At 60.4% G+C, this 15,450-nt stretch carries 14 protein-coding genes; 5 read left to right on the forward strand and 9 right to left on the reverse strand.

Annotation, left to right across the window (positions count from 1 at the left end):
- Positions 1–183: 183 nt before the first annotated feature.
- The 7 genes from nagE to AB4N44_RS22560 form a co-directional block, all read right to left on the reverse strand.
- On the reverse strand, positions 184–1,899 hold the full coding sequence (gene nagE, locus AB4N44_RS22530; protein WP_460107433.1) for an N-acetylglucosamine-specific PTS transporter subunit IIBC: 1,716 nt from the start codon (positions 1,897–1,899) through the stop codon (positions 184–186).
- A gap of 23 nt (positions 1,900–1,922) precedes the next feature.
- The gene (gene ptsP / locus AB4N44_RS22535) at positions 1,923–4,436 is read right to left on the reverse strand and encodes a phosphoenolpyruvate--protein phosphotransferase (RefSeq protein ID WP_316917716.1); all 2,514 of its coding nucleotides are present in this window, start codon (positions 4,434–4,436) and stop codon (positions 1,923–1,925) included.
- Positions 4,437–4,571: 135 nt separating this feature from the next.
- The gene (locus tag AB4N44_RS22540; RefSeq protein WP_460107430.1) at positions 4,572–5,594 is read right to left on the reverse strand and encodes an SIS domain-containing protein; all 1,023 of its coding nucleotides are present in this window, start codon (positions 5,592–5,594) and stop codon (positions 4,572–4,574) included.
- Positions 5,575–6,681 carry an N-acetylglucosamine-6-phosphate deacetylase gene (gene nagA, locus AB4N44_RS22545; protein ID WP_150776047.1) on the reverse strand — a complete coding sequence of 369 codons (1,107 nt, stop codon included), beginning with the start codon at positions 6,679–6,681 and terminating at the stop codon, positions 5,575–5,577. The genes AB4N44_RS22540 and nagA overlap by 20 nt, the downstream gene beginning before the upstream one ends.
- Positions 6,682–6,703: 22 nt before the next feature.
- On the reverse strand, positions 6,704–7,435 hold the full coding sequence (locus AB4N44_RS22550) for a GntR family transcriptional regulator (protein WP_460107427.1): 732 nt from the start codon (positions 7,433–7,435) through the stop codon (positions 6,704–6,706).
- A gap of 283 nt (positions 7,436–7,718) precedes the next feature.
- Complete coding sequence (locus AB4N44_RS22555; protein WP_127925947.1) at positions 7,719–8,234, reverse strand: L,D-transpeptidase family protein; 516 nt, start codon at positions 8,232–8,234, stop codon at positions 7,719–7,721.
- 87 nt (positions 8,235–8,321) lie between these two features.
- Entirely contained in the window at positions 8,322–8,873 is a 552-nt protein-coding gene (locus AB4N44_RS22560) for an NUDIX hydrolase (RefSeq protein ID WP_127925948.1), read from the reverse strand.
- 147 nt (positions 8,874–9,020) lie between these two features.
- Between AB4N44_RS22560 and AB4N44_RS22565 the strand changes: the two genes are divergently transcribed.
- From AB4N44_RS22565 to purT, 5 genes are all read left to right on the forward strand, one after another.
- Positions 9,021–9,620 (forward strand): CoA pyrophosphatase, encoded by a 600-nt coding sequence (locus AB4N44_RS22565; RefSeq protein WP_034154815.1) that lies wholly within the window; start codon positions 9,021–9,023, stop codon positions 9,618–9,620.
- Positions 9,621–9,667: 47 nt separating this feature from the next.
- Complete coding sequence (locus AB4N44_RS22570) at positions 9,668–10,192, forward strand: gamma carbonic anhydrase family protein (RefSeq protein WP_007954617.1); 525 nt, start codon at positions 9,668–9,670, stop codon at positions 10,190–10,192.
- Positions 10,189–10,401: a DUF1289 domain-containing protein gene (locus tag AB4N44_RS22575; RefSeq protein WP_150749487.1), complete on the forward strand. Its 213-nt coding sequence runs from the start codon at positions 10,189–10,191 to the stop codon at positions 10,399–10,401. Before AB4N44_RS22570 ends, AB4N44_RS22575 begins: the two co-directional genes overlap by 4 nt.
- Before the next feature lie 338 nt (positions 10,402–10,739).
- On the forward strand, positions 10,740–11,207 hold the full coding sequence (locus AB4N44_RS22580) for a VUT family protein (protein ID WP_016986366.1): 468 nt from the start codon (positions 10,740–10,742) through the stop codon (positions 11,205–11,207).
- Positions 11,208–11,307: 100 nt separating this feature from the next.
- Positions 11,308–12,489, forward strand: a complete 1,182-nt coding sequence (purT, locus tag AB4N44_RS22585; protein WP_460107421.1) for a formate-dependent phosphoribosylglycinamide formyltransferase — start codon at positions 11,308–11,310, stop codon at positions 12,487–12,489.
- Between the two features lie 88 nt (positions 12,490–12,577).
- Here the strand turns inward: purT and AB4N44_RS22590 are convergent, their stop codons facing one another.
- The gene (locus tag AB4N44_RS22590; RefSeq protein WP_150749486.1) at positions 12,578–13,894 is read right to left on the reverse strand and encodes an MFS transporter; all 1,317 of its coding nucleotides are present in this window, start codon (positions 13,892–13,894) and stop codon (positions 12,578–12,580) included.
- A gap of 302 nt (positions 13,895–14,196) precedes the next feature.
- Positions 14,197–15,438, reverse strand: coding sequence for a transporter associated domain-containing protein (locus AB4N44_RS22595; RefSeq protein WP_150776050.1), 1,242 nt, complete (start codon positions 15,436–15,438; stop codon positions 14,197–14,199).
- Between the last annotated feature and the right edge of the window lie 12 nt (positions 15,439–15,450).

Consider the following 15,450-nt stretch of genomic DNA (forward strand, 5'->3'; position numbering starts at 1 on the left):
TTCGATCGAAGGTGGTACATATGTAGTGGGTGTGCAGTGCAGGTCAGGCGGAGGCGTGAAAGGCTCGACTCGATCCACATACCGGAGAATTGCAGCATCGTTGATCGCCAGCAGGGCATGTGAAATGCATTCCTCTACGGGAACGAGCCTGCCAGCGATACAGTCGACTCAAACACTATTGCTTCAAACCTTCGCGCTGACCTCGCTGCGATTCACCAGGCTCTCCAGCGCTCCACTCAAACTCGCGGCCTTATCCCCCACCAGCAAATGCCAGACCCCGCCATCCAACTGGCTGACGCCATGACACCCCAACGCCTTCAACTGCGCTTCCGACAGCGCCTTGCCATCCGCCAATTGCAGGCGAATCCGCGTCATCGCGATGCAGTCCAGTTGCAGTACGTTGCCGCCACCGCCCAAGGCATTCAGCCATTGCTGCGCCTCGGAGCCGGCGACCACCGGCGCTTTCGGTTCCTCGACAGCCACAGCATTTTCAAGCAGAACCGCACGCCCGAGAGAAGGCATTGCCAGGCGAATCTCGTCAGCAATGCTGTCCGCCATCGGCCCGACCACAACCTGCAAACTGCCACCTTTACCCGGACGCACAACCGCCATTGCGCCCAGCGCTTTCAGATCAGCATCCGAAGCCTTGTTGCGATCGACCATCTCCAGTCGCAGGCGCGTGGTGCAAGCGCCAACAGTCAGCAGATTTTCGGCGCCGCCCAAGGCCTTGATGTAAGCGCTGGCACGTTCGTTTTCCGTGAGCACTGCTTTCTCAGCAGAAGCCACATCCTCGCGCCCCGGCGTCTTCAGATTGAAGCGACGAATGCAGAAATCAAATACGGCGTAATAGATAACCGCGTAGGCGAGGCCCACCGGAATCACCAGCCAACCATTGGTCGAGCGCCCCCAACCCAGCACCATGTCGATAAAGCCGCCGGAGAAGGTAAAACCCAAATGAATATTCAAGCCATTGGTAATCGCCATCGATAACCCGGTCAGCAACGCATGCAGCAGATACAACAGCGGTGCGAGGAACATAAAGGCAAATTCGATCGGCTCGGTTACCCCGGTCAGAAACGAGGTCAACGCCATCGACAGAAAAATCCCGCCCATGACTTTGCGGCGCTCCGGCAGGGCGTTGCGGTACATCGCCAGACAGGCCGCCGGCAGGCCGAAGATCATCATCGGGAACATGCCGGTCATGAACTGCCCACCCTTCGGATCGCCAGCGAAGTAGCGCGACAGGTCACCGGTCACCAGCGCACCAGTCGTCGGATCGGTGAAGTTACCGAACACGAACCACGCCATGTTGTTGAGGATATGGTGCAGGCCGGTGACGATCAGCAGACGGTTGAATACGCCGAACACGAACGCACCGATGCTGCCGCTCTCCATCATCAACGCACCGAAGGCGTTGATGCCGTGCTGGATCGGCGGCCAGATATAGCCGAACACTACGCCCAGACCGACCGCTGCAAACCCGGTGACAATCGGCACAAAGCGCCGCCCGCCGAAGAACGCCAGATATTCCGGCAGCTTGATGTCCTTGAAGCGGTTGTACAGAGCGCCGGCCATCAGACCGCTGACGATCCCGGCGAGCATGCCCATGTTGATGCTCGCATCGAGCACCTTGAGCGTGGAGATCATCACCAGATAACCGATCACCCCGGCGAGGCCAGCGGTGCCGTTGTTGTCCTTGGCGAAACCGACGGCGATGCCGATGGCGAAGATCATTGCCAGGTTGGCGAAGATCACTTGGCCGGCATCGTGAATGATTGCGATGTTCAGCAGGTCGGTGTCACCCAGGCGCAGCAGCAGACCGGCAATCGGCAGGATTGCGATCGGCAGCATCAGCGCACGGCCGAGGCGTTGCAGGCCTTCGATGAAGAGTTGGTACATGGCGTTTGTCCTTGTTGTTTTTGTTAGCGCAGAGGCCAATGTTGATGACAGGCGTGACGCACGGCGGCGGCGCTGCTCAGTTTGAGCAGGTCGCGGCTGAGACGCTGGCACTCGGCCTCGTGCACCTGGCGCACGCGATCCTTGATTTCGCCGATCTGCACCGGGCTGACCGACAGTTCGGTGACGCCCAGACCGATCAACACCGGTGTGGCCAGCGGATCAGAGGCGAGGGCGCCGCAGACACCGACCCAACGTTTGTGCACCGCCGCGCCTTCGCAGGTCATGGCGATCAATCGCAGCAGCGCCGGATGCAGAGCGTCGACGCGAGCGGCCAAACCAGCGTGGTCGCGATCCATGGCCAAGGTGTATTGCGAGAGATCGTTAGTACCGATCGAGAGGAAATCGGCGTGTTCGGCCAGTTGTTCGGCTTGCAGCGCGGCGGCAGGGACTTCGATCATCACGCCGATTTCCGGGCGCTGGCTCACGCCCAGTTCGACGCACAACGCATCGACGCGTTGGCGAATCTGCAGCAGCTCATCGACTTCGGTAACCATCGGCAACAGGATCCGGCAACGACGCAACGGGCTGACTTGCAGCAGCGCACGCAGTTGCTGATCGAGGATTTCCGGACGCGCCTGAGCCAGGCGAATGCCGCGCAGACCGAGTACCGGGTTGGCCTCGATGGGCAGTGGCAGGTAGTCGAGTTGCTTGTCGCCGCCGACGTCGATGGTGCGGATGATCACGCATTTATCGCCCATGGCATCGATCACCGCCTGGTAAGCACTGCGCTGCACTTCGACGTCCGGAGCGGTCTGGCGATCGACGAACAAAAACTCGGTTCGTAACAGGCCTACACCGTCGGCACCGTTGGCGAAGGCGTCCGCCGCTTCAGCGCTGGAGGCGACATTGGCGACGACTTCGATGTGCACGCCATTACGTGTTTCGGCGGGCAGATGAGCTTTGGTTTGTTGCGCGTCGCGGCGATGCTGCCGGTCGATTTGCGCTTGCCGAACTTCGGCCAGACGTTCAGCGTTGGGCGTCAGTTCGAGACGACCGCCATCGGCATCGAGGACCACCGATTGACCTTGCGGCTGATCAAGCAGCGCCGAACCCAACGCCACCATGCACGGCAGACCTTTACCGCGAGCGAGAATCGCCACGTGCGAAGTCGCGCCACCCTCGGCCATGCACAACCCGGCGACACCTTGCGCGCTGAGTTGCAGCAGATCCGACGGCGTCAGTTCATGTGCCGCGACGATGGCGCCGGCCGGCACGTCGTAGTGCCAGGCCTCGCCGAGCACTGCACGCAACACGCGTTGCTTGAGGTCGCGCAGATCATTGGCGCGTTCGGCCAGCAGCGCGCTGCCGGTGTGTTGCAGGACTTCGCACTGCACATCGATCGACTGGCTCCAGGCGTGAGTCGCTGCAGTGCCTTGTTCGATGGCTTGCTGTGCGGCATCGAGCAGTGCCGGGTCTTCGAGCAGTGCCAGATGCGCGGCAAAGATCGCTTCTTCATCGGCATTTTTGTGTTTTTTCGCTTGGGCGAGGGTGCCGTCGATTTCACTGCGCACCTGATTCAGTGCAGTGTCGAGCGCCTGCAGTTGTTGCAGCGGATCATGATTGCCCGTATCCACCGGCAAACTGATCGCGTTCAAGCGAAACAGTGGCCCGCCGACCAATCCCGGTGCAGCGCACACACCGTGCAACACGCCAGCCTCGGCCGGGCGTTTAACCGATGCGACACTCACCGGCGCCGCAGCGTGACAATCATCCGGCAGCGCTGTGGCCAACGCGGTGAGCAACGCTTGCAGCGCCGCTTCGGCATCCGGCCCCTGACAGCTGACCTGCACCTGATCCTGTTCGCCAACCGCCAAACCCATCAAACCGATCAGGCTGTTGCACGGCGCCGATTTGCCGGCGAAGTGCAGTTGCGACCGGCTTTTGAAACCTTGCGCGGTCTGCCGAATCAGTGCCGCAGGGCGCGCATGCAATCCGCCGCGATGCGCCACCAGAACATGGCCATGAACCTCTGGCCCGCCCACGTCTGCAACATTCGCCGCCGAACTGTTGCGCGCAACAATGTGCAGTAACGGCTCGCCGACTTTCACCGCTTTGAGCGTGATCGGCCGCACCTGAAAATCCTGGCTGTTGGTCAGGATCAACAAGCTGACGAGGCTTTTGCACTGCTGACCGACCTTGTCCAGGTCATAGCGCAACAACGGCTGGCCCTTGCTGACACGCGTGCCATCCTTGACCAGCATCGAGAAGCCTTCGCCGTTCAGTTCAACGGTATCCAGGCCCAGATGCAGAAGAATCTCCGCGCCGTTATCGGCACGCACAGTGAGTGCGTGGCCGGTGCGCGCGACGTGAATGATCACCCCGGCGCATGGCGAGTACAGGGTGTCGTTGATCGGGTCGATGGCAATGCCGTCGCCCATCGCGCCGCTGGCGAACACTGCGTCCGGGACTTTGGCGAGCGTGAGCACCGGGCCGCTGAGCGGGGCGCTGAGGGTCAGCTCTTTATTGTTGTTGTGCATGGCTCGGTCTCATCGGTTAAATCTCGGTTCGATGTCCCCTGTAGGAGCTGCCGCAGGCTGCGATCTTTTGATCTTGTTTTTTGGATCAAAATCAAAAGATCGCAGCCTTCGGCAGCTCCTACAGGTTTGCTTCAATTAGTGCGTGCGGGTCACTTTGCTCAGGTGGCGCGGCTGATCCGGGTCCATGCCGCGGGCCACGGCCAAACCTGCGGCCATCACGTAGAAGCTCTGGATCGCCAGGATTGGATCGAGGGCCGGATGTTCGGCGCGGGTCAGGGTGAGATCACGTTCGCTGACGTCATCCGGTGCGGCCAGCAACACGCAAGCGCCGCGTTGGCGCATTTCTGCTGCCAAGCTCAACAAACCAGCCTGCTCTGCGCCGCCCGGTGCGAAAACCAGCAACGGATAATGTTCATCGATCAGCGCCATCGGGCCGTGACGGACTTCCGCGCTGCTGAACGCTTCGGCCTGAATCGCCGAGGTTTCCTTGAATTTCAGTGCTGCCTCCTGAGCGATGGCGAAACCAGCACCACGACCGATCACCATCAAACGCTCGCAATCGCGCAGCGCTTCGATGGCCACGCTCCAGTCCTGCTTCGCCGCTTCGCGCAGGCCTTCGGGCAAGGCATTGCCAGCCTCGAGCAATTCGCTGTCCTCTTTCCAATGCGCGATCAAACGAGCGCTGGCGCTGAGGGTGGCGATAAAACTCTTGGTTGCAGCGACGCTGCTTTCAGTCCCGGCGAGCAGCGGCAAGCTGAATTCACAGGCAGCTTCCAGCGGCGAGTCGGCGGCGTTAACCATCGACACGCTCAACGCGCCACGCTTGCGCAACAGACGCAGGCTGTTGACCAGATCCGGGCTCTGCCCCGACTGTGAAAAGGCGAACGCGACCTGACCGCTGACCTTCAACGGCGCCTGCTGCATGGTCACCACCGACATCGGCAACGACGCCACCGGCACACCGAGTTGCTGCATGGTCAGGTAGGCGAAGTAGCTCGCCGCGTGGTCGGAGCTGCCGCGCGCCACCGTCATCGCCACTTGCGGTGGCTGACGGCGCAGGCGCCCGGCGATCTCGATCATTGGCGCGTCGAGCTGTTGCAGTTGGGCTTGCACGGCCTCGAACGAGGACAGCGCCTCTTCAAGCATTTTTGAAGTCAATGTCTTCTCCTTCGACCATGACGGCGGTCAGTGTGAGTGAGCGATCCAGCCGCACGCAGTCGGCCCAGGCACCTGGTTGCAGGCGCCCGCGTTCGTTGATGCCGAGGTAATCGGCGGGGAATTGCGACAGGCGCTGCGAGGCTTCGGCGATCGGCAAACCGATCTTCACCAGGTTGCGCAGGGCTTGGTCCATGGTCAGGGTGCTGCCGGCCAAGGTGCCGTCGGGCAGGCGCACGCCGCCCAGGCATTTGGTCACGGTGTGGCTGCCGAGCTTGTATTCACCGTCGGGCATGCCGGCGGCAGCGGTCGAATCGGTCACGCAATACAGGCACGGGATCGAGCGCAGGGCCACGCGAATGGCGCCGGGATGCACATGCAGCAAGTCGGGAATCAGCTCGGCGAATTTGGCGTGGGCCAGTGCGGCGCCGACGATGCCCGGCTCGCGGTGATGCAGCGGGCTCATGGCGTTGTAGAGGTGGGTGAAACTGGTCGCGCCGGCATCGAGTGCGGCGACGCCTTCTTCGTAACTGCCGAGGGTGTGGCCGATCTGCATGCGCACTCCACGGCTGCTCAGTTCGCGAATCAAACCGTCGTGGCCGGCGATTTCCGGGGCGATGGTGATCACCCGGATCGGCGCCAGTGCCAGATATTCTTCGACTTCGGCCATCAACGCGGTGTGGGCGAAGTTCGGTTGCGCGCCGAGTTTGCCGGGGTTGATGTACGGGCCTTCGAGGTGGACGCCGAGGACGCGCGCGGCGCCTTTCGGACGCTGCTCGCAGAACTCTCCGACTTCCTTCAAAACCCTAGAGATCTCGGCACTCGGCGCGGTCATGGTGGTGGCCAGCAGCGAGGTGGTGCCGAACCGCACGTGGGTTCTGGTGATGGTCTCGAAGGCGCTGGCGCCTTCCATGATGTCTTTGCCGCCACCGCCATGCACGTGCAGGTCGATGAAGCCCGGCAGCAGATACGGCAGGTCATTGCTCGCCGGATCGCAGGGTACGCCTTCGATCGACACGACTTTGCCGTGTTCGTGGATCAGCCGGCCGCGAACCCAGCCGCTGGCGGTGAGGATGTTGTCTTCGGACATTTTGGTTCTCGCTTTGGGCCGCCTAGCGGCGCAGCTCTGCAACAAAGTCGTAGTAGTCGTTGCGGCAATAGGTGTCGGTGACTTCGATCGGTGTGTTGTCTTCCAGGTAGCCGACCCGGGTCATCAGCAGCATGGCGGTGCCGGGGGCGATGCCGACCAGCGCGGCGAACTCGTCCGAGGCGTTGATCGCCTGAATGTGCTGCAAGGCACGGACGATCGGTTTGCCGATGCCGTCGAGGTATTCGTAGAGCGAATCGCCGACCAGTTGCGGCATGGGCATGATCGAGGCGGGCAGGGTGCTCATCTCGATGGCCATGACCGTGTCATCGGCTTTGCGCAGACGCTTCATGCGCGCGACCTTGTCGTTCGGCGACAGGCTGAGGCGGATCAGTTCTTCATGAGTCGGCAGGGTGATTTCACGTTCCAGCCATTGCGAGCTGGGTACGAAGCCTTTGAGGCGGAGCATTTCGCTGAAGCCCGAAAGGCGCGACAGCGGCTGTTCGAGGCGTGGGGTGATGAAGGTACCGGAGCCTTGCAGGCGGCGGATCAGGCCTTGATCGAGGAGCACTTCCAGCGCTTTACGCGCGGTAACCCGGGAGATACCGAGCATTTCACTGAGATTGCGCTCGGACGGCATCGCCTGCTCGGACTTCCACTGCCCGGCATGAATCGCTGCTTCCAGATTGCGCGCCAGTTGCAGGTACAGCGGCGTCGGCTGGGAGTCGTCTGGGCGTAGGGCCTGGAAGTCGTTCATGTAGGTCATTTCCGACGCGAGTATAGGATTGTTGTGGCTCGCTTGTGGGGCGGAAATTAATACCACTTGAATACCATGTCAACGCGCTGAAATGGGCTTTTGCCCAGTAGGATGGCGGGTTTAAGGGGGTGTGGTTTCAAGTGGTATTAGTGTCGGCCTATAAAAAGCAAAAGATCGCAGCCTGCGGCAGCTCCTTCAGTTGAGAGTGGTATCACCTCTGTAGGCGCTGCCGCAGGCTGCGATCTTTTGATTTATTTTTTTGCGGGTGACCAGCGGTCGCTGGTTAAGGGCGGATTTCGACCATCGTGCCGTCCGGCACCAGATTCCACACTTCACGCATATCAACGTTGCGCATGGCGACGCAGCCGTCAGTCCAGTCCAGGGTGTGGAACAGGTCTTCCGGGGTTTCTTCCGAATCTGGCGTGCCGTGGATCATGATCATCCCGCCGGGCTCGACACCTTCACGCCGGGCGCGGGCCGAGTCGCTGATGTTCGGGTAGGAAATGTGCATCGACAGATTGAATTTGTCGCTGGTCTTGCGCCAGTCGATCCAATAGAAACCTTCCGGCGTGCGTTTGTCGCCTTCGATCAGTTTCGGGCCCTTTTTCGCGCCCTTGCCCAAGGAAATGCGATAGGTCTTCAGCGGCTTGCCATCGGCGATCAGTTGCAGTTGATGCGCTGACTTGAGCACCAGGACTTTTTCGATGAGCGGGGTATTCGCAGGCGCCACGGTGGTCACGAATGACGCTTGGGAGACGGTAACGAACGACAGGCAGAACAGGGCAAGCAACCAGCGCATTGAAACGATTCCCCAGGAATGACGCAGATACATGATTTATAGGTGTTGTGCAGACGTGCTCGGGTTATCGGCTGGCCGGCGACGAAATCAAGTAATGGCAGGTTGAGCAAGCGGCGGAATCGATTCCGAACGCACTGGATACGTCTCGACGCGCCGATCAGCGAAGAAGCATTCTAAGGTACGCCCCACTGTGCGGAAAGCCAGCTCGTCCCAGGGAATGTCGGCTTCGTCGAATAGTTGCACTTCGAGGCTCTCGGGGCCGGCGGCAAAGTCCAGATCCACCAGTTCGGCGCGGAAGAACACATGCACCTGACTGATGTGCGGCACGTCGATCAGCGTATAGATGCTCAGGTTACGCACCCGGGCGCAGGCTTCTTCGGCAGTTTCGCGCACGGCGGCCTGTTCGATGGTCTCGCCGTTCTCCATGAATCCGGCGGGCAGCGTCCAGTAACCGAGGCGCGGCTCGATGGCACGACGGCAGAGCAACACTTTCGTGCCCCAGGTCGGCACGCAGCCGGCGACAATATTGGGGTTTTGATAGTGAATGGTCTGACAGCTGTCACAGACAAATCGCAGCCGCGAATCGCCTTCGGGAATGCGCTGGGTGACCGGGTTACCGCAGTGGCTGCAAAATTTCATGCTGGGCTTCCTGAATGCTGCGCCTATCTTGGCGTGCAGCGGTGCCGGTCGGCAAGTTGTCGTTTCGCGACATGGCGAGATTCGGGGGCTTGGGCGGCTGCATTGATTGGTGCATGATGCAGGGTAAGGCACAGATCGAGAACACTCATGCTGGACGAGCTACTGCATAGGGTAAGCAACCACACACCGCGCACGCTGGAGACCGACACACGTTTCCCCGAGGCTGCCGTTCTGGTGCCGATCACCCGCAGTGATGAGCCGGAACTGGTGCTGACCCTGCGCGCCAGCGGGCTCTCGACCCACGGCGGCGAAGTGGCTTTTCCTGGTGGTCGCCGCGATCCGGAAGACCCGGATCTGATCTTCACGGCGCTGCGCGAAGCCGAAGAAGAAATCGGTTTGCCACCCGGACTGGTCGAAGTCATCGGTCCGCTCAGCCCACTGATTTCCCTGCACGGCATCAAGGTCACGCCTTATGTCGGCGTCATCCCCGATTTTGTCGAATACCGCGCCAACGATGCCGAAATCGCAGCCGTCTTCAGCGTTCCGCTGGAATTCTTCCGCAAGGACCCTCGCGAGCATACCCATCGCATCGACTATCAGGGGCGCAGTTGGTACGTGCCGAGTTATCGATTTGGTGAGTACAAGATCTGGGGCCTCACGGCGATCATGATTGTCGAGTTGATCAACCTGCTCTATGACGCGAAAATCAGTCTGCATGAGCCGCCGAAAAGCTTTATCAACACCTGAAGCCGTCGTTCGAGCGGCCATTCACCGTGAGCCCTGAGGAAAACAAGATGAAATACCGCTTGGGCGACGCCCGTGTCGAGACCCATCCACAGAGCTGGGTCGCCCCCAATGCCGTGCTGGTGGGCAAGGTCAAACTGGAAGAGGGCGCCAACGTCTGGTTCAACGCCGTGCTGCGTGGCGATAACGAACTGATCCTGATCGGCAAGAACAGCAACGTCCAGGACGGCACCGTGATGCACACCGACATGGGCTATCCGCTGACCATCGGCACCGGCGTGACCATTGGCCATAACGCCATGCTGCATGGCTGCACGGTCGGCGATTACAGTCTGATCGGCATCAACGCGGTGATTCTCAACGGCGCGAAGATCGGCAAGAACTGCATCATCGGCGCCAATTCGCTGATCGGCGAGGGAAAGGAAATTCCCGATGGTTCGCTGGTGATGGGCTCGCCGGGCAAGGTCGTGCGTGAGCTGACCGAGCCGCAGAAGAAGATGCTTGAAGCCAGCGCCGCGCACTATGTGCATAACTCTCAGCGTTATGCGCGCGATCTGGTTGAGCAGGAAGAATGAACACGCCCGAAAGACCTGTAGCCTCGCCGTGCGTGAATATTTGTGCGCTGGATGAGGCTGACATCTGCACGGGCTGTCAACGTACGGTCGAGGAGATCACGCGGTGGGGCCGCATGAGCAATGACGAGCGCCGGGTGGTGTTGGGGTTGTGTCATGAACGGGCGAAGGCGAGTGGGTTGGTTTGGATGATGCCGTCGTCGAAGACGTGATCGGCTTGGGACGGCCCTCACCCTAACCCACTTCCGGAGGGAGAGGGGACTGACCGAGTTGATGGTTCGAGTTACATCGACCTGAGCTACCGAGTCGAACTCAGGTTTTGAAAAGCCTCCGATCGGCTCGCTCTCCCTTCGTTTGAAGGGGGAGGGAGCGACCGGGTTGATTGTTCGGGTCGCACCGACCTGGGTTATCGAGTCGAACTCGGGATTCGATTAAACGAAGATCTGCTCCCTTTCCCCCTCGCCCCCCTTGGGGGAGAGGGCTGGGGTGAGGGGGTGGCTCTTGATCTGCGGGTCCAGTAATCTGTGCGCCAATCTGCCAGGTCGCCTCCATGATTTTCCTCATCGCCTACATCAGCAGCGTCGTGCTGATCAACTTCGCCTTCTCCACCGCGCCGCATCTGGACATCATCTGGTCGGCCTGGGGTGGTCTGGTGTTCGTGCTGCGCGACATGGTGCAAACCCGCTTTGGTCACGGCGCGATCGTCGCGATGCTGGCGGCGCTGGTGCTGTCTTACGTAACCTCCGATCCTTCTATTGCACTGGCCAGCGCTACGGCGTTCGCGGTCTCCGAGTGCATTGACTGGCTGGTGTTCAGCATCACCAAGCGACCGTTGCGCGACCGCTTGTGGATCAGTTCGGCGCTGAGCATTCCTCTCGATACCTTCATCTTCTTCGGCATGATCGACTTGCTGACGCCGCCGGTGATCATCACCGCGCTGGCCTCGAAATTTGCCGGCGTCACTGCCGTCTGGCTGATCATGGCCTGGCGTGAGCGCAAACAGGCCGTCGCCGGCTGAAGCCAAAGCCTCAGGTTCATGTAAAATGCCGCGCTTTCTCCCCATGGAAAGCGCGTCAGGCGCTGCTTTCCTCGATGATCCGCTTCTTTGAGGACCTGAGATGACCCGTATCGGAACTCCATTGTCGCCAACCGCGACCCGCGTATTGCTGTGTGGCTGTGGTGAGTTGGGCAAGGAAGTGGTGATCGAGCTGCAACGCCTGGGCGTTGAAGTGATTGCCGTCGACCGCTACGCCAACGCGCCGGCCATGCAAGTCGCCCATCGCAGCCACGTGATCAACATGCTCGACGGCGCCGCCCTGCGTGCGGTGATCGAAGCTGAAAAGCCGCACTTCATCGTGCCGGAAATCGAAGCCATCGCCACCGCCACGCTGGTCGAACTGGAAGCTGAAGGCTTCACCGTGATCCCGACCGCGCGCGCGGCGCAACTGACCATGAACCGTGAAGGCATCCGTCGTCTGGCCGCTGAAGAGCTGGACCTGCCGACCTCGCCGTACCATTTTGCCGACACCTTCGAGGACTACAGCAAAGCCGTTGAGGACCTGGGTTTCCCCTGCGTCGTCAAACCGGTCATGAGCTCGTCGGGCAAAGGCCAGAGCCTGCTGCGCAGCGTCGATGACGTGCAAAAAGCTTGGGATTACGCGCAAGAGGGCGGTCGCGCTGGCAAAGGTCGGGTGATCATCGAAGGTTTCATCGATTTCGACTACGAAATCACTCTGCTGACCGTGCGTCACATCGGTGGCACCACGTTCTGCGCGCCGGTCGGTCACCGTCAGGAGAAGGGCGACTATCAGGAATCGTGGCAGCCACAAGCCATGAGCCCGATTGCTTTGGCTGAATCCGAGCGCGTTGCCAAAGCGGTGACTGAAGCGTTGGGTGGTCGCGGTCTGTTCGGCGTTGAGCTGTTCATCAAGGGTGATCAGGTGTGGTTCAGCGAAGTTTCGCCGCGCCCGCATGACACTGGTCTGGTAACGCTGATTTCGCAGGATCTGTCGCAGTTCGCCCTGCACGCTCGCGCAATTCTGGGCCTGCCGGTACCGCTGATCCGTCAGTTCGGGTCATCGGCTTCGGCGGTGATTCTGGTGGAAGGGCAGTCGACTCAGACCGCTTTCGCCAACCTCGGCGCGGCGTTGAGCGAGCCGGACACGGCGCTTCGTCTGTTCGGCAAGCCGGAAGTGAATGGTCAGCGCCGCATGGGCGTGGCGCTGGCGCGGGATGAGTCGATCGAGGCTGCGCGTGCCAAGGCGACCCGTGCTGCTCAGGCTGTTGTTGTAGAGCTGTAAACCGAGTCGCGACATTCGCGAGCAGGCTCACTCCTACAGTTGGAATGCGTTCCCCTGTAGGAGTGAGCCTGCTCGCGATAGCGATCTGTCAGGCAATCTGATTCAGGTCGTTATTGCAGGTTTCCTTCAAACACAGCACCGCAATCAAACTCAGCACCGCCGCCGCCGACACATACCCGCCGACATAACTCAGCCCCCCCATCGCCACCAGTTTCTGCGCAAAGAACGGCGCCGCCGAGGCCCCGACAATGCCGCCCAGGTTATACGCCGCCGAAGCACCGGTATAACGCACGTGGGTCGGAAACAGCTCAGGCAACAATGCGCCCATCGGTGCAAACGTCACGCCCATCAAAAACAGCTCGATGCACAGAAACAGCGCCACACCCCAGGTCGAGCCCTGAGTCAGCAACGGCTCCATCAGAAAACCGGAAAGAACCGCCAGCACACCACCGATGATCAGCACCGGTTTGCGCCCATAACGGTCGCTCGCCCAAGCCGACAGCGGCGTGGCGGCGGCCATGAACAGCACGGCAAAACACAGCAGGCCAAGGAACGTTTCGCGGCTATAGCCGAGCGTGGAAACCCCGTAGCTCAGGGAAAACACCGTCGAGATATAGAACAGCGCATAACACACCACCATAGCCGCCGCGCCCAGCAGGGTTGGCGCCCAATACTGGCTGAACAGCTCGACCAGCGGTACTTTTACGCGCTCCTGACGAGCGATGGCGTTGGCGAACACCGGGGTTTCATGCAGTTTCAACCGTACATACAGGCCGACCATCACCAGAGCCGCGCTGAGCAGAAACGGAATCCGCCAGCCCCAGCTGCGGAACTGCTCGTCATTGAGGGTCATGGCCAGTGTCAGGAACAAGCCGTTGGCTGCGAGAAAACCAATCGAAGGCCCAAGCTGCGGGAACATGCCGAACCACGCACGTTTGCCTTTCGGCGCGTTTTCCGTGGCGAGCAGGGCGGCACCGCCCCATTCACCACCCAATCCCAAACCTTGGCCGAAACGCAGCACACACAGCAGAATCGGTGCCCAGGCGCCAATGCTGTCATAACCCGGCAGCACGCCAATCAGTGTCGTGCACACGCCCATCAAGAGTAAGGAGGCGACCAGCGTCGATTTGCGCCCGATGCGGTCACCAAAGTGGCCGAACAACGCCGAGCCCAGTGGCCTCGCCAGAAATGCGATACCAAAGGTAAGGAACGCCGAAAGCATCTGCGCGGTGCCGGAGGTCTGTGGAAAGAACACTGGCCCGATCACCAGCGCAGCCGCGGTGGCGTAAACATAGAAGTCATAGAACTCGATCGCGGTGCCGATAAAACTCGCCGTCGCCACGCGGGTGGCGGAATTGGTCGGTTGGGCAGGCGCGGTGTCGCTGATAGCGGTACTGGTTGTCATGCGGTGATCCCTGACAGTCATGAGCTCCGTTGGAGCGAATTATTATGGTCGAACACCCAGGGATGTGGGATGAGGCGCGGTCGCTGCTTCAGGTAGGAACAGTCGCCGGAGTACAGCGCAAATGGCCGAAACCTGGTGTGTGCGGGGTAAGCACAAGGTTCGGCGGGGCTTGGGTAAGCGTTCCGATTATAGGAAGGGGGCTAACAATCAAACAAGAGCAAAAAATCGCAGCCTTCGGCAGGTCCTGCATTTGGAATGCGTTCCCCTGTAGGAGCTGCCGAAGGCTGCGATCTTTTGATCTTTTACCTGGCAGGCACCAAAGCAGGCACAGAAGAGGTATGCCAAATCAGCACTTTGCTAACCCGGTTCTCTTCAGTCTCGAGAATCTCCAGACGATAACGCCCGATCTTCAAGCAAACCGCACTTTCCGGAATAGTCTCCAACGCCTCAGTCACCAGACCATTCAGCGTTTTCGGACCATCGCTCGGCAAATGCCAGCCCAGGCACTTGTTCAATTCGCGGATCGACGCGGCACCGTCAATGACCATGCGGCCATCGTCCTGCGGATGAATATGCGGATTATCCAGGCTGTGCTCGCTTTCAAACTCGCCGACAATTTCTTCGAGAATGTCTTCCAGCGTGACGATGCCGAGCACTTCGCCGTACTCGTCGACCACCATGCCCAGTCGGCGCTGCTGCTTGTGAAAATTCAGCAACTGCAGTTGCAGCGGTGTGCTTTCTGGCACGAAGTAAGGCTCGTAACTCGCCGCCAGCAGCGCCTCGCGGGTCAAATCACCATTGTTCAGCAAATGTCGGATCTGCCGGGTGTTGAGCACTGCTTCAACCTGATTGATGTCGCTGTGGAACACCGGCAGGCGCGTGCGCTTGTTGTGGCGTAGCTGTTCGATGATCTCGTCGATCGAATCGTCGAGGTTGATGCCGTCGACGTCACTGCGCGGCACCAGAATGTCATTGACCGTAATGTTGTCCAGCGCATGAATGCCTGAGACCGGGTGCGCGCGCACTGGATGCTCTGGATCGTCGTAGCGATCGGCGGGCGAGTCATCTTCGCTTTGCTGCACGACCTGAACTTTGCGAGCAAATGGACTCATCAGCAAGCCGCTGATACGGCTGAACAACCAGGCAAACGGATAAACAATCTTCAGCGGCACGGCCAGCAATGTATTGCCGAACGCCAGCACGGCATCGGGATACCGTTGGGCGACGGTACGTGGAAAATAATCGGCAAACACCAGCAGGATTGCGCCAGCACCGAGGCATGCCGCCCACGGGCCGTTTTCTTCGCAGAGAAAAATCGCCAGCAGCGTCGCAATCACCACGGCGAGCGCACGGCACAAGGTGTTGCAGAGGATCAGGCTATCGAGCGGAAAGCTCAGCTTCGCCAGCGGTTTGTCGCTGGCGCGCGAGGCGGTGCGTTGCGCAAGCAGGTGCTGTTGCGCGATTTCGACGGCGGTAAACAGCCCTGACCACAAAATCAGCAGGACAAACACCGCGAGCATCGGCCCTAAGGGCAAACCGTCCATTTATGCCGCCCG

It is taken from the genome of Pseudomonas sp. S3_C06 (assembly GCF_054667675.1).

Coding starts and splice junctions, on each gene's coding strand:
- nagE (WP_460107433.1), bottom strand. CDS start 1,899: ATGTACCAACTCTTCATCGAAGGCCTGCAACGCCTCGGCCGTGCGCTG.
- ptsP (WP_316917716.1), bottom strand. CDS start 4,436: ATGCACAACAACAATAAAGAGCTGACCCTCAGCGCCCCGCTCAGCGGC.
- nagA (WP_150776047.1), bottom strand. CDS start 6,681: ATGTCCGAAGACAACATCCTCACCGCCAGCGGCTGGGTTCGCGGCCGG.
- AB4N44_RS22550 (WP_460107427.1), bottom strand. CDS start 7,435: ATGAACGACTTCCAGGCCCTACGCCCAGACGACTCCCAGCCGACGCCG.
- AB4N44_RS22555 (WP_127925947.1), bottom strand. CDS start 8,234: ATGCGCTGGTTGCTTGCCCTGTTCTGCCTGTCGTTCGTTACCGTCTCC.
- AB4N44_RS22560 (WP_127925948.1), bottom strand. CDS start 8,873: ATGAAATTTTGCAGCCACTGCGGTAACCCGGTCACCCAGCGCATTCCC.
- AB4N44_RS22565 (WP_034154815.1), top strand. CDS start 9,021: ATGCTGGACGAGCTACTGCATAGGGTAAGCAACCACACACCGCGCACG.
- AB4N44_RS22570 (WP_007954617.1), top strand. CDS start 9,668: ATGAAATACCGCTTGGGCGACGCCCGTGTCGAGACCCATCCACAGAGC.
- AB4N44_RS22575 (WP_150749487.1), top strand. CDS start 10,189: ATGAACACGCCCGAAAGACCTGTAGCCTCGCCGTGCGTGAATATTTGT.
- AB4N44_RS22580 (WP_016986366.1), top strand. CDS start 10,740: ATGATTTTCCTCATCGCCTACATCAGCAGCGTCGTGCTGATCAACTTC.
- purT (WP_460107421.1), top strand. CDS start 11,308: ATGACCCGTATCGGAACTCCATTGTCGCCAACCGCGACCCGCGTATTG.
- AB4N44_RS22590 (WP_150749486.1), bottom strand. CDS start 13,894: ATGACAACCAGTACCGCTATCAGCGACACCGCGCCTGCCCAACCGACC.
- AB4N44_RS22595 (WP_150776050.1), bottom strand. CDS start 15,438: ATGGACGGTTTGCCCTTAGGGCCGATGCTCGCGGTGTTTGTCCTGCTG.